This is a genomic window from Pseudomonas sp. TH34, assembly GCF_016650865.1.
Lineage (GTDB): Bacteria > Pseudomonadota > Gammaproteobacteria > Pseudomonadales > Pseudomonadaceae > Aquipseudomonas > Aquipseudomonas yamanorum.
Map to the genome: position 1 here is coordinate 1 of NZ_JAEKFB010000030.1, position 22,695 is coordinate 22,695.

Below are 22,695 nucleotides of genomic sequence, written 5' to 3' on the forward strand. Positions count from 1 at the left end.
CGGCCCAGAGTGTGTAAAAACGCGCTGATGCACTGTCGGCGCGCAGCGCTGACGGTTGTTAGCTGAGTAATTGCTCACAACAAGTCCTGCGGATCATCACGAGGGGCTGGGAGCCCCTAGCGCCGCTTCTACCTTGCTGGGTGGCCAAAATAAAGATCTTTTCAGGCCGACAGCGCCTTCATTAAACCGCTGGTACCGATAATTTTCATGACTCGTTTCAAGTTGTAGGCGAGGACGTTCAAGCTCATCTCCGCACTTACTCCGTTCAGCTTTCGTGTCAGGAAATGTGTGGCGCCCATCCATTGTTTGAGTGTCCCGAAGGGATGCTCGACCGTACGCTTGCGGACTCGCATCATGTCCGGCGCGTTGCTCAGCCTGTTCTGCATTTCCTCCAATACGGCTTCATGCTCCCATCGCCGAACTCGCCGTTGCTTGCTCGGTGTGCACTCCGATTTCAGCACGCATCCCTGGCAATTAGAACTCCAATAACGGTGCAACTTCAGGCCTTTTTCAACGCTGGAAAAGCGCCAGATCAACGCCTCTCCAGCGGGACAAATGTATTCGTTTTTTACCGCGTCATAGATGAAGGCATCGTTATTGAAACGCCCGTCAGCCTTGGCTCCAGAGGTCATCGGCTTGGGCACATAGGCGGTGATGCCTGCATCGTGACAAGCTAGGATTTGTTCGCTTTTGAAGTAACCTCGGTCAGCCACTACCGACAATGTATCTGACGCCATCGCCTCGCGGGCCTGCTTGGCCATCGAGCTGAGTAGATCGCGGTCGGAACCGACGTTGGTCACCTCATGCGCAACGATCAAATGGTGCTGGGTATCGACTGCTGTCTGCACGTTGTAACCGACGATTCCGGTGCCGCGCGTCATCATGGAACGGGCGTCTGGATCGGTCAGTGAGACCTGTTTATCCGTTGATTCGTTGAGCTGAGTTTCAATGACCTGCAACTCTTTCATCTGAGCTTTGAGCTTGTCGATTTTCTCTTGCAGACGAGCAGCCTTGGGCTGAGCGACCGAGGGTTCTTGCCGATCAGTTTCGTCGAGCGTAGTCAGGTACCGATTGATACTTGATTCAATTTCTTCCATCCGCCGTTTCAGCTTGGCGCTGGTGAAATTGCGGTCGCGGTTATTGACGGCCTTGAATTTGCTGCCGTCGATGGCGACCAGATTTTCTTCGAACAGTCCTAGCTGCTGGCACAGCACCACGAACTGGCGGCAGACACCTCGGATGGCCTTGCTGTTGTCTTTTCGGAAGTTGGCGATGGTCTTGAAATCGGGCATCAAACGCCCGGTCAACCACATCAGCTCGACGTTGCGTTGGGCTTCTCGTTCAAGACGCCGGCTCGATGGAATGCGGTTCAGATAGCCGTAGATGTAGATCTTCAGCAGGACCGAGGGATGGTAAGCCGGCCGGCCTGTATCAGCAGGTAAGGCGCCCTCGAAACCTAGTTTGACCAGGTCCAGTTCGTCGACAAAAATGTCGACTACGCGCACCGGATTGGCATCTGTGACGTAATCGTCGAGGCTCGTGGGAAGGAAGGTTTCTTGGCCTCGATGTTCACCTTGGATAAAGCGCTTCATGGGCGATCCCTGCGATGAAATCCTCAGAAATCATAGCAGGGCTAAGAGCGGTGTTCCGTTGAGATATTGATGCGTTTTTCAACCGCCTGTAGTTGCCTTTCCGGGTCCCAACCTCTCGGCGACGCTTGAGCTTTGCTACACCAAAGCATTCCTTTAGAGATCCATAATCTCCGCAAGTCAGCATGAGTAGATGTTGCGTCATCATAGCCGAACTGCGTACCGCAGGACGGGCACATGCCAAACGAAGAGCAGCCAACCTCATCGTATGGAGGCTCTTCAAGCCCGGGCTATCCACAAACCGGACAAAGATACGAAACGTTGCTTGCAATCATCCAACCCCCAGATTTCTAGCCTCTAGCCCACGTTGTCGGCGTACCTGCTGATTTCCGGAATCTTATACTGAATCTGAGCAACTGATGTCTGACCTGGGCTGAGTAGGAAAAAACACTAGAGTGGAAGCCGCTAACAAGGGTTTTGACACACTCTGGGCCAAAAGCAGCCGCTCAAAGGCGTCTAGGAAAGCCGGGGCGATTCAGTTTTCAGAAGTTTGCTAGCAAAAAAAAGCCCATCGGGTGATGGGCTTTTTTCATTTCAAGTGTCTCCGAGAGGAGGTTTTCACCCACGAACCTCAGAGCGAGCCCTTCAAGCTTATTGATTTGGATATGCCTAGTCAAATTTTGACGTTGATACCTGACTTCAGAGCTCTCTAGACTTGGATGGGACGACTTAAAAACCCACTGCGATGTCAAATTTCACGAATTACAGCAATGATGCTTTGCCATTAGAAATGTGCGCTGGATGGTTGCTTTAGCAAGAGAAAATAGGCACAGGAACTCTTAAATCATAAGATCGTATTCCTCCACATAAATAAAATTCGCTTTGGCGGAACCAAGCCTTAATGCTTGGCGGCATGGGCGCTGCCCGAAGGCTTCACCGGCATGCGCGCTCCACGGGGCAAGTGCATCCATATCGGCTCGCTCCACACAACCCCATGCTAGGCATCGACCTACTCCGCATGCAGGAGCGTCGCCATTGACTTAGTCCTGATCCGTCGCCTCGCTCAACCATCAGATGCGAGCGCCGTTAGCTCACCGTAGACCTGAGCAAGCATTCCTTCAAGACTGAGCGTTTCATCGCGTAGCAAATAGGCATAAGCGAGCAGCGTCAGCGGTTGGATTTCCATCACGGAGGCCAACTCCCCTACTTTCTCCAGCGTAGGGCTCTTGAGACCGCGCTCCAAGGTGCTGAGATACGTACGACTGCTGACGGTCGAAAACTCCTCTTGAGTAAGCCCGCTGCTTTTCCTGAGGCGCTGCAGCGCCAGTCCGAATGCTTGGTTTAGCTCCATTTTGCACAACTCGCAAAAGGAACTATAAGGCAGCAACGACCACTTTAGAGCTACAATCTATAGTGTTCATTTTCGCTAGGGTTTCGGTGGTATGTTTAGAACGACACGGGATGCGGCAATACCCAGGCCGGCATTTCTCGGCGAGGACGTACAGCTATGGTCGTACATCGAGCATGGCTTGCATGTGCCTTGGTTCTACGTACGATTGGTTCATCATGAGGATGGACTGCAGATGAGCCAAATGTTGATGCTGTCCAAGGTAGAGACCTTGCAGAACGTTTTGACTGAGAAAACATCTACAGCATGGGTGGAAGACGTTCAGTTGGTCAGCCCAAGTTATGTCAACAAATCTGATCGATGGCTGATGGAGCCTCTCTTGGAATTGACGGAGGTGGGGAACGGCCCAGGCAAAGCGAAATCCTACATCTATAGAGTGCTAGGTGACCGCCTCTATACCCAAGGGCAAACAGACGACGTGACAGATCAGGTTGTGTGTACCATCTACTTAGCGAAGGGCTAAAAGACACAGCAAAGAAACACTCGGCGTGACATACGTAATCCTCAAAAAGACCAGTGTAGGGGGTAAAGCCTAATGGGAAGTCTGAAGGAACCGAGCACTATACAATCGCTAGTACGGTACATATTGGATTGCTGGAAGCTATATTGGGCACCGTTGATTTGGCTAACCAGGCAGTTATCGATGAGTCGTCGCACCAAAAAACACAGCGCTAAGCACTAATCCCGCTCTGTGGTTAAAAGTGAAAAAAGTCTCCTAGACTAGCGAGGCCGGCATCGTTGTGCAAATGACTATCCTAGAGCCATAGGTGAGAAATGGAATGCTGTTTTGGAGGCATTTCATAACAACCGTCACACCTGCCTGCAGCCACCCTTATCGGATGAACGACAAACATCTTTTTAAAGCAGATGAATTTACGTCAACCTGCGGCTACAAATGGCGATGGGCGCCCTATTTTGTTGTGTTTGCCATACCAAAAGCGTAGAAAAGTCCTCGGTTCGGGTGTGTAGGACCAGCTGTTGACGGCTTCAGTTGCGTGAAAATTACTCTGGTCGCTAACGCGTAACCTCATACTGCATCGCTTATCGCTTTGCCGAGATAGCCAGTCGGAGCAAACGTGCAAGCAGGTCACATCAGAACTTTTATCTAAGTCAACACTGGTTATGCTGATGACATCCGCCCCCAATATAAGGGAATCTCCACCCGACAGCTCAACCGAAAAACGGTCCCGGTCTCGATTGCAATTTGCGCATCTGGATTCAATGCCGGTCCAGATAGCATAAAACTGAGTTATCCAGAGAGTCATAATCTGACGTGGAGAGGTAGGACGGAAACGCCAACTCGGTGTAGTTAGATTGATCGCGCCCCCATCAGTAGGAAATCGATAGTGCAACGCTAAACGCCAAGCCAAAAACGCCGCAGACACCGTACAGGCGCACCGGCAGTCGAGACCATGTCGACTCTGAGCATCTAGGGAACTCAGATACCTATAGCACGCCAAATGCGGTTTCACATACGTCTCGTACAAGTACCGACGAACGCACCGGTATCGAACGTATACTTCTCGCGCGCTGAGATCAAAATCTGTAGCCTCTTGAGGGCTGTATGTAGCGCCGATCTTTCTATAAGGAGGGATGGGTCGAATAGTGATTGCGTTAGGAAAGGGGAATTCTCCTAATCCGGTGATCGCGAAATTGAGACCGATATTGACGAACTGCGCTTGCTCATTAAAGTCGGTGCTTTCTACTTTGGCGGCGTGAAGCAGAGACATTGCGTAGTCGACTACAGGATCCTTCATTGCACTCGCAGCATGAATCCATGCTTCGATCCTTAAGCCAACTTCCGCATACTTGTTTCGCTGCTCTGGAGTAGTGCTATTCAGGTAGACGGACCCGGAAGAATCAAAAACAAAATGATCGCAGCGCGTCTTGGCGCCGAATCCTCCAGGTGATGGAGAAAAAAATAGTCCTAGCCTCATGGCATTGCTGCAGGGCACGCATAGCTCAAGTGGTAGGTTATGCCAAGGGCACCGCTTTATCATTTGGAGAAGAAAGAACACCGAGTGGTAACCTAGAGCGATACATTTTGCGCAGTGTCGTATATAAACCACCGAATTGAATGGCGTACATTCCACCAGGTTATCGATAAAAGCCCGTCTGACTGCAGGATATGGCAGGGAAAGCGCTTCGGCCAGCTTGGAGTCATCAATGGCACGCCCTCTCCAGTACTGAACAGGGCGACTGGACTGCTGAAATCGTGAAATCTCGTTGAGTAGTTGTAACGGGCGAGTGAAGTTTAATGCGCTTGCTTTTAACAGGATCCCCCACGATGACTCAAATGGAATATAGTTAAAGTGTCCATATGTGAGTTTCATGGGCTACTTCCTTTCTGCCTGTCGCATCAACGATACAAATTCAGCGATTAAACTTGCGCCCACTGCTTCCTTAACAATCCCTTCCGTGACTTGAAACTCCGAGCTATCCATATGGCGGGAACGCATTAAAATCCTTTCGATAACGCGGAAAATATGTTCAAGAGGTAATACGCGGGGGCCATTTTCCCCTGCTACATTCATTAACTCGGCCCAAATAAGTTTTTGTAACTAGTCAATCGGAAATTTGCTGCAAAGGCCTTAGGCAAAAAGAAATCGGTATATGTGCACCCCGAGTCAAGCGGATATTCTTTATTCAAATCGTACTCATTGAGTATGCTTTCGAAATCAGCTTCTGATAAACATCCGTCAAAATGAATTGGCTCACTTAAAAACCGAGCCACTAAGTTGGTTGCTCCAACACCGAATAATAAATTTCTTCTTTGAAGTATCTCCTCCTGTCCGAATCCTAGCGTCGTCATGCTAATGCCATGTTCCTCCAAACGGTTATGAATAACAAGTAACTCATTCCAACTGTCTATCGACAAAAGTTGATTTTCATCAATAATTATTACAAAGTGCCTACCACCTCTTGATTCCACTTCAACACGTACATGAAGGATAAATTTTTCAATCAAAGCACTGTATGACTCTTTTGGATTTTTGTACAACCCTGCTCCAAAAACTAAATCGCGAGTCAAGTGAGCTGACTTGTTTCCATCTGCTGTATGATACAGGACATATTTTTTTGGAAATTCGGTGGCCAGTAGGTCTCTAACGGCATTAGCGCACCTTGTCTTACCCATTCTCGGCTGAGCATACAAGAAGGTCCCAGTATGTCTTGAGAATACTCTTTCTCGAAAAATGGAATAGACCTTTTCGATCATCGGCGTAATCAGCGTGTAAAAAGTACTTACAATCGGGTGACTCTCTAAATAAGCCTCCCTATCAAATTCTTGTTTGGATTCCATTATTTTAGCCTTTTTTTCTGAGCAGTTCATTCAGGTCAGGAATCTTTCTACCAATAATTAATGAGTCCGAAAACTCCAACGGTTTCCCTTCCTGCGCCGGAATTGAATTATTAGCGGATTCGAAAACTACTAATGGCGCTCCCGCCTCACTCGCTACACGCTTTGCCTCGGTTGCCGAGTCGGCCGAAATAGCTATGGATTTTTTGCTCTTCGATTTACTTAAAAAAGCCAGATAAGCTAGAACTGGATCTTGTTCAAAGCTGACTTGCAACGTTCTATCCGCCACCTTTGAGTTGATGGCTTTACGGGTTCGCAAATCATGCTTGGTATCTGCCCATTTTCCAACTGCAACAAGATTTCCAAGCAAAAAACCTTCCATCGTGAATGCTGTTACAAATCTTAAGTCGTTTTCATCAATGTGCAGTACGACCTTCGATCCAATCATTGCCCACGCATCGTGCAAATAGCTTGACGTGTAACGAACTTTCATAAATTGAATATAAGGGTGGCGGCCATTTTTTTTGCTACCTCGAACATTAACTGTTTTTTTCATCTGCAATATAGTATCCCCCATAGCACTGGCATCCGGTAACGTTCTCACCATGAAGTGCTGGTGATCTTTATCCAGTTTTTGCCTGATAAAGTCTAACGGTGACAAGAAAAACAGGCCTTCACTCATCCTTGTATTATGCTGAGCTATTTCAACATCAAGTAGATGAAGCAAATGCTCAACAAGAATCGGGGCTTGCGTCGCAACTTCCTCACAGTTTTCCGCACGCCCATTGTTAGGGCCGTGGCCCGTCGTACTTAAAAGTCGGCAAAATACATTATTGGAGAGCAAGCCAAATACATGCTCTACACATGGTCGCCTTTCAAAGTGCGCAGGTGCACCAACCGTCCAGAAATAGCCCAACTCTTTTCTTGCAGCATTTGTAACCTTTACCGATAGGTGAGCCAGTGCCCCATCGAATTTTACAACCGTAAATAAGGCTCCTTTACACTGCGGAATAACGTCATTAGGCAATCCGCTGCCTTTGGGATATATCAGTCCTTCAATACCGGGCTCTGGTTTTTTCTGCCCTACAACAGAATAACGCATGACATCAACCACGTCGGTAGCTGAAACCTCTGATCGAAAAACACACTTATAGGACAGCACCGCCCCCGATGCACAATCAATCATGAGTACGACCCATATCCGGCTAATCCTCTTGGGGATATAAGTTCCATTCGGCGCCTTCATTAAAACTGAAGAGTGACAATCAATTTTATAACCATCAATCTCAACAGCTTCGAATGGTTCAGCGTATACCAATCCAGGTCTTGGTCCCTTTCCGACTGCCATATGTGCTTTCGCCTCGCGCGTTCCTTCAAGGCGTATAACACGACTAAAATTGCTTTCTCTTATACTTTTGATGTAGTCATATATCGTGCGCTGCCCTTGATACAAAGTGTTAAAGGGCCATTCATTTTCTTGAGCACCGAACTCCTTAAGCAAGGTAAGAAATATCTTATGTAACGTTTTTGACCGGATGGCATACTCGCTTTCAGAATCAGAATCTGAATAAGAAAGAACCTTTCTAATAAATCTATATTCTAATTCTGAATACTTTTTTAAGGTTGCACCCAGGAGTCCCGAGTATCCGCCTTGAGTTTCAGGAAGTTTTGAGGCCGCCGGCCTAGATCTGCTATATTTCTTTGTATGCAAGTATGGAAGCAGTGCGCGGCATCCCCAACACAAGCCATCAGGAGCTAACTGCATGCACCGTGATGCATAATAATTTATACACTGCCTACTTATACGTGTTGCAGCAACGATGTTCTTTATTGGAAGGCCTTCACAGTAGAGTTTCATTGCCAAAAACTTTAGCTGAAATTCCTCTCGCTCTTGATCTGTCAACCCCACCAATTCAGGTTTTGGCCAGTCATGAAAAGTGCCTAGTGCTATCGCCCGCTTGCTTAAGCTTTCTACCCAATTGTTAGACTCATTATTTATCGTAGTCATGACCGACATCTCCATTGAGTGTGGTAACCGAACGAGGGTTTACCCGCAAAATCAATTTCGATATGCCCTGCGATAAAGTGACGTACTAAAACACCGCAAATTATCGGAGGGGCGACAAGCGGAGCCTTTGAAAGTACACTCTTTATGTCCCCCTCCCCAAGCGACACCTCAATTGCACGTACGGCATTCGAAGCTGCTACACAATCGAGCGATCTGATAGCCGCGGCGAATGCCAAAGCCTTCATAATTTTTATCGCGAAAGGTGCCTCCTTCATAACTTGCATTGGTGAAAGTCGAATACTTTTCTCACTACTGTTATCCGCAGACTCGTCCAAGCTCGAGAGCTCAACTTCAACTAGTTCCCCTGACCTTTTTTGAACTAGAAAATCAAAAGTTTCGCTTCCCTCAGACTGCCGAAATGACACCACATCTAGATCAATCTCAAGAAATACTAGCCAGTAGACTAAAGCTAGATCGGAAGACAACACCAAGTCCTGTTTGAGCTTGACACTGTACACATACCAGAGATTTCTATTACTGTGACCGCGCGCTCTTACCTCTCGAATAATTCGCTTCCTATGCGCTTGCTTGAGAGATTGCTTGCCCGAAGCCATACCAGCTCTCCGTTTTCATTAGGCTTTAATCTACCCCCAGAATATTTTTTTTGTTATATCAATTAATCATAAATTTTTATCGCTTAATTGCCATATAGTGGCCCTGCAAAAAAGTCAGCCTGCGGTCAAATAGGTCTTCTTCAACTTAAATACAGCTACGTGTTTAGTATCGAATTAATGTAACGGCTTGCAGCCCTGTCATATGTATACGTGTAGTGTATCAATATTCAGAGCTTCCGCGCTTTAGAGATTGTCAACCTGAGATCCCCCTCGTATGCTGACCTATAAGAAATAGGTAAAGCCCCTTACCTTTTCAGCGAGACCCAATTAAAAAAATAAGCCAATTGGTGCGCGTAATTTTTGCTCGTGATTAACGCGTTATCACCAAACCCAATAACACACTGACCGGGACAAAACGGCCCTTGGTCAAATACGTCCCCCCTTGTCATAATCTGTATTTACTGAGGTCGAAGGAGGCAAACTCAGATTGGGTGACCACACTTGTAGCCATCCATCCAACAATAGCCTCTGCGACCTATACGCAGTGGGTAATGACCTCCCCTTGAAGCCGGCCTTCGGGCTCCTATAGTGTCGCTGCAGCACCGACAGTAATTTAGTTCCTACGCATTCTTAGGAAAATAATCACTTCCAAAGCCGGGACTAATTTCTTTTCACATCTTGGCACCACGCCGATGCTAGATTTTGCTAACGGTCTGTTTTTTTTGCTATTTTTAGGCGGTAAAAATGTCAATACTTTAGTTCTGGGGACTACCACGCTCCTCATCGGCCAAACCCAACCCATCTCGATTTGGCCGATGACCCTGAATCACACCTGAGCGAAACCACCATCCACAAACATCTCGCTACCTGTCATGAAGCTGCTTTCATCCGACGCCAGGAACAATGCCGCATTCGCCACTTCATCTGGCAAACCCATACGACCCAACGGCACGCGCGTCACCATCGAGTCGACAATCGCATCCTTCTGGCCGGTTCCCGAAAGCGCTCGGTCCAAACCAGGCGTCGTCGTTGGCCCAGGTGAAAGCACGTTGACCCGAATACCCGTGCCTTGCAGATCCAACGCCCAGCTTCTGGCAAAGTTTCGCAGTGCACCTTTCGAGGCGCTGTACACGCTGAACGCTGCGGTGCCCATCGAAGCGGTCGTCGAACCTGTCAGCACAATCGAGCCGCCGGCGCTCATCAATGGCAACGCGTTTTGAACGGTAAACAGCGTGCCTTTCACGTTCACGCCAAATGTGCGATCAAATGATTCCTCGGTGATCGATCCGATGGGTTCCAGATCCCCTAAGCCTGCATTGGCAAACAACACATCAATGTGGCCTTTGTCTGTTTTGATCTGCGCGAATACCCGATCCAGATCCTGCAGATTTGAAATGTCGCCCTGGATTGCAACGGCGTCATGCCCGATCAGGACCAACGCTTTGTCCAATTCCTCCTGGCGACGTCCGACGATAACGACCTGTGCACCTTCGGCCGCAAAACGTATGGCACTGGCCAAGCCAATCCCGCTGTTGCCACCGGTGACGACTGCGATTTTTCCGTTGAGTCTGTTCATGAGTGTTTCCCATAAATGTTGAGGCTCAAGCGTAGATCCGCGCTATTATTTTGAATAGTATGCACCTTTTGGTAAGTACCCAGGCCTGAGGGCACACGCATGTCGAATAGCACCTTTAATTGTGGGCTCGACGCCGCCCTGGCGGTGATTGGCGGGAAATGGAAACCGTTGGTCCTGTACCACCTGGCCCATGAAGTTCACCGTTATGGCGAACTGCGGCGTGCAGTTGGCGGCGTGACGGATAAGGTGCTGATCCAGCAGTTGAAAGAGCTGGAACGCGATGAAATCATCGATCGCATCGACTTCAAGGAAATCCCGCCGAAGGTCGAATACTCCCTGACCCCATTCGGGCGTTCGCTGGCCAAGGCCTTGGGACCTCTTTGCCAATGGGGCACCGAGCATATGCTGGCGGTTGAACGCATCAGCGAACGCCGAACAGGCGCCCTCGCCCAGCCTTGAACTCACAAAATGTTTAACTCGACTAAATGGATATTTAGTTGAGTTAAATCAATAGGTTACGCGATTCCGTGCTGATCGAGGGTCATCCGCGACACCCAGCCCCTCATAACTATGTAGTGAGTCTGTAAACACCGGCTTGTATGCACCGAGGGTGATCACTAAGCTGGCCGCTCTTTTTTACCGCCGTCCGGAATCACCATGTCTCGAAGTATCGCCCACCTCGCCCTGCTGCTGGGCTTGATCACCGCCGTCGGCCCGTTTGCCATCGACATCTACCTGCCGGCTTTGCCAACGCTGGGCGCCAGCCTGCAAGCCTCTCCCGCTGCGGTGCAGATGAGCCTGACGGTGTTCTTCATGATCATCGGCGTGTGCCAGCTGTTCTACGGCCCGATCAGCGATGTGTTCGGGCGCAAACCGCCGATCTATGCCGGCCTGGTGATTTTTATCGTGGGCAGCATTGGCTGCGCCCTCGCCCCCTCCATCGAAGCGCTGATCGCCTTCCGGGCGTTGCAGGCTTTTGGCGCCTGCGCCGGGATGGTGATTCCCCGGGCAATTGTCCGTGACTTGTACACCGGCCATGAAGCTGCACGCTTGATGGCGTTGTTGATGCTGGTGGTGAGTATTTCACCGATCCTCGCACCACTGGCGGGCAGCCTGATCATCGCGGTGTGGAGCTGGCGCGAAGTGTTTCTGGTGCTGGGTGTGGCCGCAGTGTTGTGCCTGATCATGACCGCCGTGCAGTTGCCGGAAACCCACCCCGCCGAACGCCGCCTGGGCAAGACCCTGGGCAATGCGTTCGGCAGCTACGGCGCGTTGCTGCGCGATCCAGTGTTTACCGGGTTGTCGGTGGTGGGCGGCTTTGGCCTGGCGACATTTTTCGTGTTCATCGGCAGCGCGCCGTTCGTTTACATCGAGTATTACGGGCTCACGCCAACGCAATTCAGCCTGTGCTTTGCCCTCAACGCAGCGTCGTTTTTTGCCCTTAGCCAACTGACGGCGCGCTTGAGTGCACGTTTCGGTTTGGCCCCTCTGATTCGTTGGTCGGTGGCTGGCGTGGCGACTGTCATGACCTTGCTCGCCCTTACCACACTGTGGGGTAACAGCCTGCCGTTGATGATGGCGCTGCTGTTTATCGGCTTTGGTTTCCTCGGCCTGCTATTGCCGGCGGCCGGGGTGTTGTCCCTGGAAGATCACGGCGCCGTAGCGGGTTCTGCATCGGCATTGTTGGGCGCAATCCAGATGATCACCGCGGCCGTGGCCATGTCCCTGGCCGGCCTGTTCGCCGACCACACACCGGCACCGATGTTGATCGGCATCGCACTCAGCGCTGTGGCGGCGATGCTCACCGTGTGGTGGACGCTGCGCCGCCTGCCGGCGCACCTGCAACCTCAGCCGCGTACCTGACCAGTGGAAATGGGGGCCTCAGCCTGAAGCCCCATGCCCGCCAAATAGGCCCACGGGTAAATCCCCCGCTGATGCCCATCGCTGAAGATCAACTGCACGCCATACCCCTGGGGATGCACTTTCAGTACCCGAATACGGTCCGATACCAGTGGCAGCATGCCTCTCAACCGAAAGGCCCTGCACTGTGAACATGGGCATTCACGGCGCAGACGGGCATGGTCGATCCATTGCACGCCTTCATGCCATTCCAGCCTCAAGCGTCCTTCATCATCGCGTCCAATGCTTTTCGGTGCGCTGTTCATTGCAGTTGCGCCAGGGCAATGCGGACCGCCTTGCGCACTTCCGGGTCGCCATCGTCGGCGGCATCACGCAACGGAGCCAGGGCTTGGCGATCGCCCAATTCGCCCAGAGCCAGAGCGGCCTCCTTGCGCAGATTGCTGATGCTATGGCCCAAGGTCAGGACCAGCCCGTGCAACGCCGGGGCATAGCGCAAGCGACCCAGGCTGCGGGTGGCGCGCAGGCGGACTTGCCAGTAGTCATCGGCCAGCGCCTTGATCAAGGCGTCGCCTGCACTGGCACTACCGACTTTGCCCAGGGTAGTCGCCGCCTCCTCCCGCACTTGCCAAGTGGCGTCCTGCAACGCTTCAAACAGCGCGGGTAGCACCCGCTCATCACTGGCAAGACCCAGGGCGCCGGTGGCGGCGCGCCGGACTTCGGTGTCCGGGTCGCTGCTGGCTAATATCGCCAAGGCCTCCAGTGCCGGCAGGTGCTTTAGCCAGCCGAGCACGCCGACCGCTTCGCGGCGTACGCCAGCATCGGCATCCTTCAGCGCCAACAGTGCCGACGGCGCCGCAGCGTCAAGGCGCAACTCGCGCAAGGCACGAAATATAGCCGTGCGCACACTGACGTCGGCGTGGGTGGTCCAGGGCAATAACAATCCACCCGCCCGTGTTGTCTTGAGCACGCTCAAGCTCTGGGCGGCTGCGTCACGCACCGATACCTCGGTGTCGGTCAGCGCCTGGCACAGCGCCTCGACCACTTCGTCTTCCTCCCAGGCTTCCAGCAGGCTGGCGGCCTGAGCGCGCACATCGGTGGCCGGGTCGTGGCGCAGGCTGTCCACCAGCCATACCAGTCCGTCGGGGTCTTCCAGGTCTGCCAAATCAATCAGGGCGATCCGGCGCATGCCGGCATCCGGCGCTTGCAGCCGGGGGCGCAGGGCTTCGATGTCGGGGTTTTCGGTTTCATAGGTCATATGGCAAATCGCGGTCTTGGGTGATCGTTGGGGAGCCCGAGTGGGTTCAGCCGTGGCAACTGGCGCCCTTCTTCGTGGTGCAACAGCTCAAGGCAATGGCGCTTGAGGTGGGTAAATTCCGGCGAGGTCATCAACTCGGTGCTGCGTGGCCTCGGGAAGGTCAGCAGGAAATCTTCGATGATGCGCCCGGGCCGTGGGCTCATGACCAGGATGCGGTCGGCCAGGAACAACGCTTCGTCGATGTCATGGGTGACAAACACCACGGTGGTGCGGATACGCGTCCAGATGTCCAGCAGCAACGCCTGCATCTTCATGCGGGTCAATGCATCCAGCGCGCCGAAGGGTTCGTCCATCAGCAGCAGGCCGGGGCGATTGATCAACACCCGGGCGATTTCCACCCGCTGCTGCATACCGCCAGACAGCTGGTTGGGCCAGCGCTCGGAAAAATCTTCCAGGCCCACCAGTTGAAGAATGTCATCGGCGGCAGCAAGACGCTCGGCCTTGCCCACGCCGCGCATCTTCAGGCCGAAGGCGACGTTTTCGCGCACCGAGCGCCATGGGAACAGTGTGTGTTGCTGAAACACCATGCCCCGCTGCTGGGACGGCCCGGCAACCGGCTCGCCGTCCATTTCCAGGGTGCCCTGGCTCGGCGTGAGGTGCCCGGCCAGCGCGCCGAGCAAGGTCGACTTGCCACACCCGGACGGCCCGAGGATGCACACAAACTGGCCCGGCTCGATCCTGCAATCCAACGCTTTCACCGCCTCGAATGCCTGCTGCTTTTCGCCCAACACAATAGACAAGCCGCGAATCTCGACACGCCCTTCAAGTTGACTCATCAGGCTTTACCTCGTGGTCGATGCCAGGGGGTGAACAGTGCACCGAGGCGCTTGACCAACAGGCTGCTGCCCATGCCCAGCACCCCGATCAACAGCATGCCGACGACAATGTCGGCATAGTTCTGGATGGTGTAGGACTCCCAGGTGTAATAGCCGATGCCGTATTGGCCGGAGATCATTTCCGCCGTCACCAGGCAGAACCAGGAAGTGCCCATGCCGATGGCCAGGCCGGTGATGATGCTCGGCGCGGCGCCTGGCAGGATCACTTCCAGCAGGATCGCCCGGCGCCCTGCCCCCAGGCTGCGCGCCGAAGCGATCAGCCGTGGGTCGACGCCCTCCACGCCATGCACGGTGTTGAGCAACACCGGAAACAGCGCGCCGGTGAAGGTAATGAAGATCATCGACAGCTCCGACGACGGGAACATCAGGATCGCCAGCGGAATCCAGGCCACCGCCGGGATCGGCCGGATCACCTCCAATGGCGGCAACAGCAGGTCTTCCGCCCACTTCGAGCGGCCAATCGCAATGCCCAGCCCGATGCCCACCACTGCTGCCGCCAGGTAGCCTTCAAACACCCGGGTCAAACTCGCACTCAGGTGCCTGGCGAGCTTGCCCGAGTCCGCCAGCCCAAGGGCGGCCTGCACCACGGAGCCCGGCGTGGGCACATTGGCAAAGGTCACCAGCCACAGGTTCCAGTGCTGGCTGGCCGCCAACTGCCAGAACAGCAGGCACAACAGCAATGAAGCGGCCTTGGGCAGCCAGCGCCATGGGGTGCTTGTCATGAACACGCTCCCTCAGCGACCGGCAACGGCCTGCGCGCCGGCGTCGGTAAAGTTGAACACCTTGCCGCCCTGAGCCTGGGCGAACTGCTGCGCCTGCCCCTTGAGCAGGAACGCGCTGAGTTGGCCTTGCTGATTGCTCGCAAACCACGCCTGGCTGGCCAACAGCTTGATGCCGCTGTCCTGGGCCTGGGCATAGACCGCGCGCACCGCTTTGCCTTGTTTGTTCAGACTGTCCAGGGCGGTGAACGCCGCCTCGGCCGATGCGTAATCGCGCACCTTGGGCTCGCCCTTGACCCAGATTTGCGCCACATGCTTCCAGTCGGTGATCGGTTTGCCGGTCAGGGCATCGTTGGCCTTCAGCGGGGATTGGGTGTAATTGCCCAATTGCGCCTCATAGTCCAGTCCAGATGCCTTGAACGCGGCACGGATGTACTGGTCATCGATAAAGGTATTGAGGTCCAGGCCACGGTCGGCCTTTTTCAGCAGCTTGAGGGTGTCGATCGCGGTACCCACCGCCTGGCGGTATTCGGGTTTCCAGCTCAGGTCGCGGGTCTGCACGCCCAGCGGGCCATGGAACAGATAGTTGACCTCGGCTTCGACGCCGGTGACTTTTTCGATCAGCTCGCTGTACTTCTCCGGTTCTGCGGCCAGCAACTGATTGGCCTCGATACTTGCGCGCAGGTAGGCGATGACCACTTCCGGGTACTGTTTGGCATAACTCTGGTCCACCAGCGCGCCGTGGAACGTCGGGGTGTCGGATTGCGAGCCGTCGTAGATTTTGCGGGCGAAACCCCGGTTGGGGAACAGTTCGCCAAACGGCACAAAGTCGGCATGGGCGTCGATCTTGTTGGCCTGCAACGCCGAGCCCGCCACTTCGGGCGCCTGGGCAATGATGTTGACGTCCTTGAGCGGGTCCCACCCCTGGGCCGCAACAGCGCGCAACAACATGCCATGGGCCGTCGAGGCGAATGGCACGGAGATGGTCTTGCCTTTCAGGTCGGCCAGGGACTGGGCGCTGGAAGCGATCGGCACCACGATGCCGTTGCCGCTGCCCTTGATGTTGCCCGACAACACGCTGATAAACAGGCTGTGCTTGCCCGCCGCTTCGAACGCTACGCCATTGAAGGCGCCGGGGAAGTCGGCCATCGCGCCAAAGTCCAGTTTGCCGGCGACCATTTCATTGGTCAGCGGCGCGCCACTGGTGAAGTTTTTCCACTGCACGTCGTAGGTAGCGTCCTTGTACTTGCCGTCGTGTGGCAGGTACTTGTCCAACAGCCCCAGCTCGCGGATCAGCAAGCCGCCCGCCGCACAGTTGATGGTGGTGTCCTGGGTGCCGATGGCTACCCGGATCGTTTGGGCCTGAGCCGACAGGCTCAAGGAAGCCAGCACCAGGCCGGCCAAGGTTGCGCGCAATAACATTGGGTAGTTCCCCTCGAATCATGGTTGAAAGAGTCGTCTCCGCCACGGTCAGGCGTGGTGGGAAACGAGGGGGTGTCACTCGGATGGCGTCCGGGGTTGGCGGATGGCGTTTGCGGCAGATCTCAGCGCAGCAGGTACGGGATCTCGACCTTGACTGCGCCGGTGGGGCAATCTTTTTCACAGGGCATGCAGTACCAGCATTCATCGAACGCCATATACGCCTTCTGCGTTGCCGGATTGATCGCCAACAGATCCATCGGGCACACGTCGACGCAGACCGTGCAGCCTTTTTCGGCAATGCACTTGTCTTCATCCACCGTCACCGGGGCGTTGGAGCGGAAGAATATTTCCTGGGGCTGATAGGCCATTTCACGGTGTCCTTGGCGCTTTTGCGCTCTCTGGCTGTAGCGGTGCAACGCAGGTTCAGGCAGCCGCGTGGGCGCCGACCCGCAGGCGGTCGTAGGCCTGCAGCTCTTCGGCATCCAACGGAATTACATACGGCTCGACGGGTTTCTTGAAGCTGACCATCTGCCCGTCGTCGCCTTTTTTCAGGTGGCAATGGCAGAACCAGTCGGCGTCGTTGCGTTGCGGGTGGTCGACCCGGTAGTGGTACAGACCCCAGCGGCTTTCGGCGCGGTACAGCGAGGCGCGGGCAGCCATTTCGGCGCAGTCGCGAATCACGCTGGTTTCCATCGCGCGCATCAATTCATGGGGATTGTGTGCCTTCATCTGGTCCAGGTCGCGCTCGATATCGGCAAAGCGTTGCAAGCCGATTTCCATCTTGCGGGTGACCTTGGGCGGTTGCAGGTAATCGTTGACGAAACGCCGCAGCTTGTACTCGACCTGGGCTGGCGGCAGGCCGGCTTCGCGGTCCAGCGGCGCGTAGATCCGTGCCTGCTCGGTGGCTACTTGCTGGGCATCCACTGCGCTGAATTCGCGCCCGGCCACAAAGCTTGCAGCGTTGGTGCCGGCGAACCAGCCATAGGTGAACGCACCGAGCATGTAGTTGTGGGGCACGGCCGCCATGTCGCCCGCCGAATACAGGCCCTTGACCGACGTCTCGGCGCGCTCGTTGACCCACACTCCCGACGCCGAGTGCCCGCTGCAAAAGCCGATCTCGGAGATATGCATCTCGACCATCTGGCTGCGGTAGTCAGTGCCCCGGTTGGCGTGAAACTGACCCCGGCTGGGACGCTCGTTGCTGTGCAGGATCTGTTCGATGTTCTGAATGGTTTCCTCGGCCAGGTGATCGAGCTTGAGAAACACCGGGCCGTTGCCGCTTTCGAGCTCCTGGTGGAACTCCCACATCATCTGCCCGCTCCAGTAGTCGCATTCGATGAAGCGTTCACCCTTGTTGTTGGCGGTGTAGCCACCCAAGGGCCCGGTGACATAAGCGCAGGCCGGACCGTTGTAGTCCTTGATCAGCGGGTTGATCTGGAAGCACTCCAGGTTCGCCAGCTCGGCGCCAGCATGGTAGGCCATGGCGTAGCCGTCGCCGGCGTTGGTCGGGTTTTCATAGGTGCCCATCAGGTAACCCGACGACGGCAAGCCCAGGCGGCCGGCCGCGCCGCAGCACAGGATGACCGCCTTGGCCTTGATCACCTGGAAGTCGGCCGTACGGCAGTCAAACCCCATCACGCCGTTTACTGCGCCTTCGCTGTCGATCAGCAAACGGGTGCAGACCAGCCGGTTGGTGATGTTGACCCGCGCCCGCTTGAGCTGGCGATACAGCACCTTCTTGATGTCGTGCCCTTCAGGCATCGGCAGCACGTAAGCGCCCATGTGATGGACTTTTTTCACCGCATAATCGCCGGTTTCGTCTTTCTCGAACTTCACGCCCCAGCGGTCCAACTGCTCGATGGTTTCAAAGCTGTGGGTCGCGTAGGCATACACCGCCGCCTGGTTGACGATGCCGTCGTTGGCGATTGTGATTTCCTTGGTGTACTGCTCCGGCGTGGAGTGGCCTGGAATAATCGCGTTGTTCAGCCCATCCATGCCCATGCTGATGGCGCCGCTGCGCTTGACGTTGGCCTTGTCGATCAACAGAACGCGTAAATCGCGGTTGGCCTCCTTGGCCTTGATCGCTGCCATGGGGCCAGCGGTGCCGCCGCCGATCACCACGATGTCGTATTCCAGTTCCAGGGTTTTGCGGCTCACGGGCGGCTACCTCGCTGACGGTCGATGCGCAGGCGGTACTGAAACGCATCGCCGCGGTAATACAGGTGTTCAAAGTCTACCGGCTGGCCGTCGGCGGTGTGGGTCAGGCGCTCGATGCGCATGATCGGCGAACCCGCCTCCACGTTCAGCGCCTGGGTCAGTTCGCTGTCGGCGAGCACCGCGTCAATCGCCACGTCGGCGTGACCCAGTTGCAGGCCGCAGTCGTTCTCCAGGATCAGAAAGATGTCGCGGGTCACCAGGTCGGCGTTTTCCAGGCGTTCGCCCAGGGCCTGGCTGAGGTAGGTGATTTCCAGCGACACCGGCTCGCGGTTGATCAGCCGTACGCGCTTGATCTGCGTGACAGTGGTGCCCTCCTCCACGCCCAGGCGCTCGGCCACCAACTTGTCAGCGGGCACAAAGCGGTAGCTGCGCAGACGGTTGATCACTTCATAGCCGCGCTCGGTCATGGACTCGCCCAACCCTTGCAGGGTGCTGACGTTCTGATAAGCCTTGGGCTTGGAAACGAAGGTGCCTTTGCCGTGGATCTTGTAGATCAGGCCTTCCTTTTGCAGATCACCCAGGGCCTGACGCACGGTGATGCGGCTGACTTTGAAGCGCGCTCCCAGCTCGCTTTCGGAAGGCATCTGGGTATTCGGCGCGTATTCACCATCGAGGATGCGGCTGCGCAGCAAATCCCGCAGTTGGGCATGCAGCGGAACGCTGGACAGAGGAGATAAGGCGACGGTTGATTCGTTCATCAGGACCACTTGTCATAACGAGTTATGACGTGATCATAAGGAGTCTTATGAAAAGCGCGGAAATACCGTTTTGGAATAAGGTTATGGACAGGAGAATGACGCTGCACCTAGGAAGTAGGTGCAGCGGACCAGCCTAATTTATAGAGCAGCGTCCAGACCTGATGAAAAATCAGAAGTTGTAACTGACTCGGGTATAGAGGATCCGCCCAAACGGGTCGGCGTACTTGGGGTCGTACCCGCTCTGGAACGCGTAGGTCTGGTTGCTGAACGGCGGCGCGCGGTCGAACAGGTTCTTCGCGCCCAATGTGACGGTCAGGGACTTGCTCCAGTTGTAGGTACCCGCCAGGTCCCAGACATTGTAGGAGCCTACGGAATCATGGGTTTCCGGGTCCGAGTCGTGATAGCCACTGGTGTAGCGGTTGGTCAGGCTGACGCCCAGCGGTCCGCGGGCCCAGGTGCCGGTCAGGCTGTGGCGCCAGCGTGCAACGGCGCCAGCGGTGGAGAATTCGCCGCCACGAAAATCACCGAGTTTGTCGATGTAGTCGCCCTTGAGCTCCTGTTGGTATTTGTATTCGTTGACGTAGGTGCCTTGCAGGCCGATCCCGAAGTCACCGATGGCGGTGCTCGGGAAGCGGTAATCGAAACTCACATCCACGCCGTTGGTCTTGGTTTTCCCGAGGTTGGCAAGGCCGGTAACGATGTGATCGATGGAGCCGTCAGCCTTGCGAATCAGGCGGTCGCCGTAGGCATCCGGGTCGTCGAACACTGACGACTCAGGGAATTCGGCGATCTGGTTGGCGATGGTGATCCACCAGAAATCCAGGCCAGCACTGAGGCGCTCAATGGGTTGGAACACGAAGCCAAAAGTGACGTTACGTGCAGTTTCAGGGCTCAGGCTGCCGTTGCCCCCGGTTTGCCGGCGAAACTGCTGGGCGCAGTCGCGGTTACCGATCCCGCCATTGGCCGGCGTACCACCCGGGCACAGGCGCGGGTCGTTGTAGTTGGCCACGGTGTAGCTGGTGTAGGTCGGGTTGTACAACTCATACAGCGACGGCGCACGGAACCCTTCGCTGTAGGCGCCGCGAACCACCAGTTCTTTGAATGGCTGAAAACGGAACGAGTATTTCGGGTTGGTGGTGCTGCCGAAGTCGCTGTATTTGTCATGACGCACCGCTGCGGACAGCTCCAGGCTGTCGAGCACCGGCACATTGACCTCGGCGTACTCGGCCGAGACGCTGCGATTGCCGCGTACCGCACCATTGGGGTCTACGCCGAGACTCTGCACGGTCTCGGCGAATTGGGCGAAGTCCTGGTGGAAATCTTCCTTGCGGTATTCGCCACCCAGCGCCAGGCCAGTGGGACCTGCGCCAAACCAGTCGCCGATTTCACGGCTGACGCGACCGTCGATGGATTTGACCCGGCCAACGGCGGTGGCGTAATCGCCGTCGACGCGGCTGGAGGCGAGCAACGCCCTGCCCGCTTCACTCTGCGGCCCGAACGGGTTGATCACGCCGTTGGCGATACCCTGGCTGATGGTCTGGTCGTTCACATAACCGTCCAGAATGGTTTGCACCACTTTGTTCTGGTTGTAGGACGCACCGACGTTGTAGTCCCAGTTCGCCACGGTGCCTTCGAAGCTCAGCAGCAGGCGCTGACTGGTGTTGTCATCTTCGTGCTTGCGCGCCCCGGCGTCGGTTTCGCGCCAGTTCACATCCACCGGTTGTGTCGGGTCCAGGGCAAAACCCGTCGGACCCGGCGTGATGCCGTTGCCCGGATAGAACGCCGTACCCGGATTGACCTGGGCGCCCATCAAGGTGCCCGGGCCAATCTGCGTGCGGTTTTCGTTGCGCGCCCAGAAGTACTCAAGGCTCACGGTGTGGTCATCGGCGAGCTTGCCGGTGGCTTTGGCAAAGGCCGAGGTTTTTTCGGTTTCCGGCACCAGGTCCAGGTAACTCCACAGGCTTTGGCGGCAGATGCCATTGCGCGACAGCAACCCGGGGGAATTGCAGCCGGAGCCAGCCAGCGGGTTGGTCGCGTTGCTACCCTGGCTCCAGTTTGCCGGGGCGGCGGTGCCCGAGGTGAAATCCAGGCCGCGACCGGGCTGGTAGTTGTAGGTGTAGTCGCGGTCTTTGGCCGCCAGGCGCGTCTGCTTGTCGTAGCTGACCACGCCAAATACGTTGAAGCGGTCGTCTGCCAGGTCGCCAAACCCATAACTGCCGCTGAAGTTATGGCTGTCACCACCGCCTGAGCGCGTCGGCGAATCGTAATTGGTGGAGAGCTGGCCGCCGGTCAGGCTGGTCTTGGTGATGAAGTTGATCACCCCGCCGATCGCGTCGGTGCCGTACAGCGCCGACGCGCCATCGCGCAGCACTTCCACACGGTCGATGGCGGCGAACGGGATGGTGTTCAAGTCCACCCCGGAGCCGTTAGTGGTGTTGACGGCGTTGTTGCTCAGCCGCCGGCCGTTGAGCAGCACCAGGGTTTTGTTCGCGCCAATCCCGCGCAAGTCGGCAAACGCTGCACCACCGCTGCTGGAACCCACCGAACGCCCGGAGCCAACGGAAGACTGATTGGCCGAGATACGGTTGATCAACTCCTCGGTAGTGCTCACACCCTGCTCGCGCAATTGCTCGACCCGCAGGATGGTCACCGGCACGGCCGTTTCCGCGTCCACTCGACGAATCGCCGTGCCGGTCACGGTGACTTTTTCCAGACGGTAGTCAGTACTTTTTCCCGCAGCCGGGACAGCGTTGGTGGAGGTCGCGGCCGCTGCGTGCACCGTCAGCCCCTGCTCGCTATCGCTGACTTGCAGGCCGCTGCCCTGTAACGCTTTGTCCACCGCTTGCAGGCTGCCCAAATCTCCGCGAATGGGGGCACTGCGCTTGCCCTGAACCAACTGCTGATTGAAGGAAATCATCACGCCGGTCTGCCGGGAGATATCCAGCAGCACCGAATCGAGCGGGCCGCCGGCGATATCAAAGCTGAACACCTGGCTGGCCGCTTCCTGGGCCATTACGCAGTTGCTGCAGACGCCCATCGCCAACGCCGCCGCCAGCGTCAGTCGATGTAATTGTTGTTTGAATAAGAACATCGAGGATCTCCCTGTTGAATGTGTCTACAGGGGTTGAGCAGCGG

General features: G+C 55.4%; 19 protein-coding genes. 3 read left to right on the top strand and 16 right to left on the bottom strand.

Features of this window, described 5'->3' with window-relative positions; all coding sequences use genetic code 11:
- Positions 1–161: 161 nt before the first annotated feature.
- From JFU58_RS22695 to JFU58_RS22700, 3 genes are all read right to left on the bottom strand, one after another.
- Positions 162–1,592 (bottom strand): IS1182 family transposase, encoded by a 1,431-nt coding sequence (locus tag JFU58_RS22695; RefSeq protein ID WP_201142407.1) that lies wholly within the window; start codon positions 1,590–1,592, stop codon positions 162–164.
- Positions 1,593–2,428: 836 nt separating this feature from the next.
- Entirely contained in the window at positions 2,429–2,560 is a 132-nt protein-coding gene (locus tag JFU58_RS32430) for a hypothetical protein (protein WP_274610131.1), read from the bottom strand.
- 92 nt (positions 2,561–2,652) lie between these two features.
- Positions 2,653–2,940 (bottom strand): helix-turn-helix domain-containing protein, encoded by a 288-nt coding sequence (locus JFU58_RS22700; RefSeq protein ID WP_201142410.1) that lies wholly within the window; start codon positions 2,938–2,940, stop codon positions 2,653–2,655.
- A 232-nt stretch (positions 2,941–3,172) separates the two neighbouring features.
- Here JFU58_RS22700 and JFU58_RS22705 point away from each other — a divergent pair, with 232 nt between their 5' ends.
- Positions 3,173–3,460: a hypothetical protein gene (locus JFU58_RS22705; RefSeq protein WP_171905453.1), complete on the top strand. Its 288-nt coding sequence runs from the start codon at positions 3,173–3,175 to the stop codon at positions 3,458–3,460.
- Between the two features lie 2,070 nt (positions 3,461–5,530).
- Here the strand turns inward: JFU58_RS22705 and JFU58_RS22710 are convergent.
- The 4 genes from JFU58_RS22710 to JFU58_RS22725 form a co-directional block, all read right to left on the bottom strand.
- Positions 5,531–6,298, bottom strand: coding sequence for an ATP-binding protein (locus JFU58_RS22710; RefSeq protein WP_242488315.1), 768 nt, complete (start codon positions 6,296–6,298; stop codon positions 5,531–5,533).
- 4 nt (positions 6,299–6,302) lie between these two features.
- Complete coding sequence (locus tag JFU58_RS22715) at positions 6,303–8,303, bottom strand: hypothetical protein (RefSeq protein WP_201142412.1); 2,001 nt, start codon at positions 8,301–8,303, stop codon at positions 6,303–6,305.
- On the bottom strand, positions 8,300–8,917 hold the full coding sequence (locus tag JFU58_RS22720; RefSeq protein WP_201142414.1) for a hypothetical protein: 618 nt from the start codon (positions 8,915–8,917) through the stop codon (positions 8,300–8,302). Before JFU58_RS22720 ends, JFU58_RS22715 begins: the two co-directional genes overlap by 4 nt.
- An 826-nt stretch (positions 8,918–9,743) precedes the next feature.
- Positions 9,744–10,493: an SDR family NAD(P)-dependent oxidoreductase gene (locus JFU58_RS22725; protein WP_201142416.1), complete on the bottom strand. Its 750-nt coding sequence runs from the start codon at positions 10,491–10,493 to the stop codon at positions 9,744–9,746.
- A 99-nt stretch (positions 10,494–10,592) separates the two neighbouring features.
- On the opposite strand from JFU58_RS22725, the gene JFU58_RS22730 reads away from it, so the two are divergent.
- Both JFU58_RS22730 and JFU58_RS22735 read left to right on the top strand, forming a co-directional pair.
- Complete coding sequence (locus tag JFU58_RS22730) at positions 10,593–10,952, top strand: winged helix-turn-helix transcriptional regulator (protein WP_063030145.1); 360 nt, start codon at positions 10,593–10,595, stop codon at positions 10,950–10,952.
- 198 nt (positions 10,953–11,150) lie between these two features.
- Positions 11,151–12,356, top strand: a complete 1,206-nt coding sequence (locus JFU58_RS22735; RefSeq protein ID WP_063030143.1) for a multidrug effflux MFS transporter — start codon at positions 11,151–11,153, stop codon at positions 12,354–12,356.
- Here the strand turns inward: JFU58_RS22735 and JFU58_RS22740 are convergent.
- From JFU58_RS22740 to JFU58_RS22780, 9 genes are all read right to left on the bottom strand, one after another.
- The gene (locus JFU58_RS22740) at positions 12,341–12,658 is read right to left on the bottom strand and encodes a DUF971 domain-containing protein (protein WP_063030141.1); all 318 of its coding nucleotides are present in this window, start codon (positions 12,656–12,658) and stop codon (positions 12,341–12,343) included. The genes JFU58_RS22735 and JFU58_RS22740 overlap by 16 nt on opposite strands.
- Complete coding sequence (locus tag JFU58_RS22745) at positions 12,655–13,608, bottom strand: HEAT repeat domain-containing protein (protein WP_063030139.1); 954 nt, start codon at positions 13,606–13,608, stop codon at positions 12,655–12,657. Before JFU58_RS22745 ends, JFU58_RS22740 begins: the two co-directional genes overlap by 4 nt.
- A complete protein-coding gene (locus JFU58_RS22750; protein WP_177069768.1) occupies positions 13,605–14,444 on the bottom strand; it encodes an ABC transporter ATP-binding protein in 840 nt (279 codons plus the stop codon). The genes JFU58_RS22745 and JFU58_RS22750 overlap by 4 nt, the downstream gene beginning before the upstream one ends.
- A complete protein-coding gene (locus tag JFU58_RS22755; RefSeq protein ID WP_063030135.1) occupies positions 14,444–15,226 on the bottom strand; it encodes an ABC transporter permease in 783 nt (260 codons plus the stop codon). The genes JFU58_RS22750 and JFU58_RS22755 overlap by 1 nt, the downstream gene beginning before the upstream one ends.
- A 12-nt stretch (positions 15,227–15,238) precedes the next feature.
- Positions 15,239–16,645: an ABC transporter substrate-binding protein gene (locus tag JFU58_RS22760; protein WP_177069770.1), complete on the bottom strand. Its 1,407-nt coding sequence runs from the start codon at positions 16,643–16,645 to the stop codon at positions 15,239–15,241.
- A 122-nt stretch (positions 16,646–16,767) separates the two neighbouring features.
- The gene (locus JFU58_RS22765) at positions 16,768–17,013 is read right to left on the bottom strand and encodes a 4Fe-4S dicluster domain-containing protein (protein ID WP_003217650.1); all 246 of its coding nucleotides are present in this window, start codon (positions 17,011–17,013) and stop codon (positions 16,768–16,770) included.
- Between the two features lie 55 nt (positions 17,014–17,068).
- Positions 17,069–18,802 (bottom strand): fumarate reductase/succinate dehydrogenase flavoprotein subunit, encoded by a 1,734-nt coding sequence (locus JFU58_RS22770; RefSeq protein ID WP_201142418.1) that lies wholly within the window; start codon positions 18,800–18,802, stop codon positions 17,069–17,071.
- On the bottom strand, positions 18,799–19,560 hold the full coding sequence (locus tag JFU58_RS22775) for a GntR family transcriptional regulator (RefSeq protein WP_076013439.1): 762 nt from the start codon (positions 19,558–19,560) through the stop codon (positions 18,799–18,801). The genes JFU58_RS22770 and JFU58_RS22775 overlap by 4 nt, the downstream gene beginning before the upstream one ends.
- A gap of 169 nt (positions 19,561–19,729) precedes the next feature.
- Positions 19,730–22,651, bottom strand: coding sequence for a TonB-dependent receptor (locus JFU58_RS22780; protein ID WP_201142420.1), 2,922 nt, complete (start codon positions 22,649–22,651; stop codon positions 19,730–19,732).
- Positions 22,652–22,695: the final 44 nt, after the last annotated feature.

Bases quoted from the DNA above. Each gene is read 5' to 3' on its own strand.
- JFU58_RS22695 (WP_201142407.1), bottom strand. From the start codon at position 1,592: ATGAAGCGCTTTATCCAAGGTGAACATCGAGGCCAAGAAACCTTCCTT.
- JFU58_RS32430 (WP_274610131.1), bottom strand. From the start codon at position 2,560: ATGGATGCACTTGCCCCGTGGAGCGCGCATGCCGGTGAAGCCTTCGGG.
- JFU58_RS22700 (WP_201142410.1), bottom strand. From the start codon at position 2,940: ATGGAGCTAAACCAAGCATTCGGACTGGCGCTGCAGCGCCTCAGGAAA.
- JFU58_RS22705 (WP_171905453.1), top strand. From the start codon at position 3,173: ATGAGCCAAATGTTGATGCTGTCCAAGGTAGAGACCTTGCAGAACGTT.
- JFU58_RS22710 (WP_242488315.1), bottom strand. From the start codon at position 6,298: ATGGAATCCAAACAAGAATTTGATAGGGAGGCTTATTTAGAGAGTCAC.
- JFU58_RS22715 (WP_201142412.1), bottom strand. From the start codon at position 8,303: ATGACTACGATAAATAATGAGTCTAACAATTGGGTAGAAAGCTTAAGC.
- JFU58_RS22720 (WP_201142414.1), bottom strand. From the start codon at position 8,917: ATGGCTTCGGGCAAGCAATCTCTCAAGCAAGCGCATAGGAAGCGAATT.
- JFU58_RS22725 (WP_201142416.1), bottom strand. From the start codon at position 10,493: ATGAACAGACTCAACGGAAAAATCGCAGTCGTCACCGGTGGCAACAGC.
- JFU58_RS22730 (WP_063030145.1), top strand. From the start codon at position 10,593: ATGTCGAATAGCACCTTTAATTGTGGGCTCGACGCCGCCCTGGCGGTG.
- JFU58_RS22735 (WP_063030143.1), top strand. From the start codon at position 11,151: ATGTCTCGAAGTATCGCCCACCTCGCCCTGCTGCTGGGCTTGATCACC.
- JFU58_RS22740 (WP_063030141.1), bottom strand. From the start codon at position 12,658: ATGAACAGCGCACCGAAAAGCATTGGACGCGATGATGAAGGACGCTTG.
- JFU58_RS22745 (WP_063030139.1), bottom strand. From the start codon at position 13,608: ATGACCTATGAAACCGAAAACCCCGACATCGAAGCCCTGCGCCCCCGG.
- JFU58_RS22750 (WP_177069768.1), bottom strand. From the start codon at position 14,444: ATGAGTCAACTTGAAGGGCGTGTCGAGATTCGCGGCTTGTCTATTGTG.
- JFU58_RS22755 (WP_063030135.1), bottom strand. From the start codon at position 15,226: ATGACAAGCACCCCATGGCGCTGGCTGCCCAAGGCCGCTTCATTGCTG.
- JFU58_RS22760 (WP_177069770.1), bottom strand. From the start codon at position 16,645: ATGTTATTGCGCGCAACCTTGGCCGGCCTGGTGCTGGCTTCCTTGAGC.
- JFU58_RS22765 (WP_003217650.1), bottom strand. From the start codon at position 17,013: ATGGCCTATCAGCCCCAGGAAATATTCTTCCGCTCCAACGCCCCGGTG.
- JFU58_RS22775 (WP_076013439.1), bottom strand. From the start codon at position 19,560: ATGAACGAATCAACCGTCGCCTTATCTCCTCTGTCCAGCGTTCCGCTG.
- JFU58_RS22780 (WP_201142420.1), bottom strand. From the start codon at position 22,651: ATGTTCTTATTCAAACAACAATTACATCGACTGACGCTGGCGGCGGCG.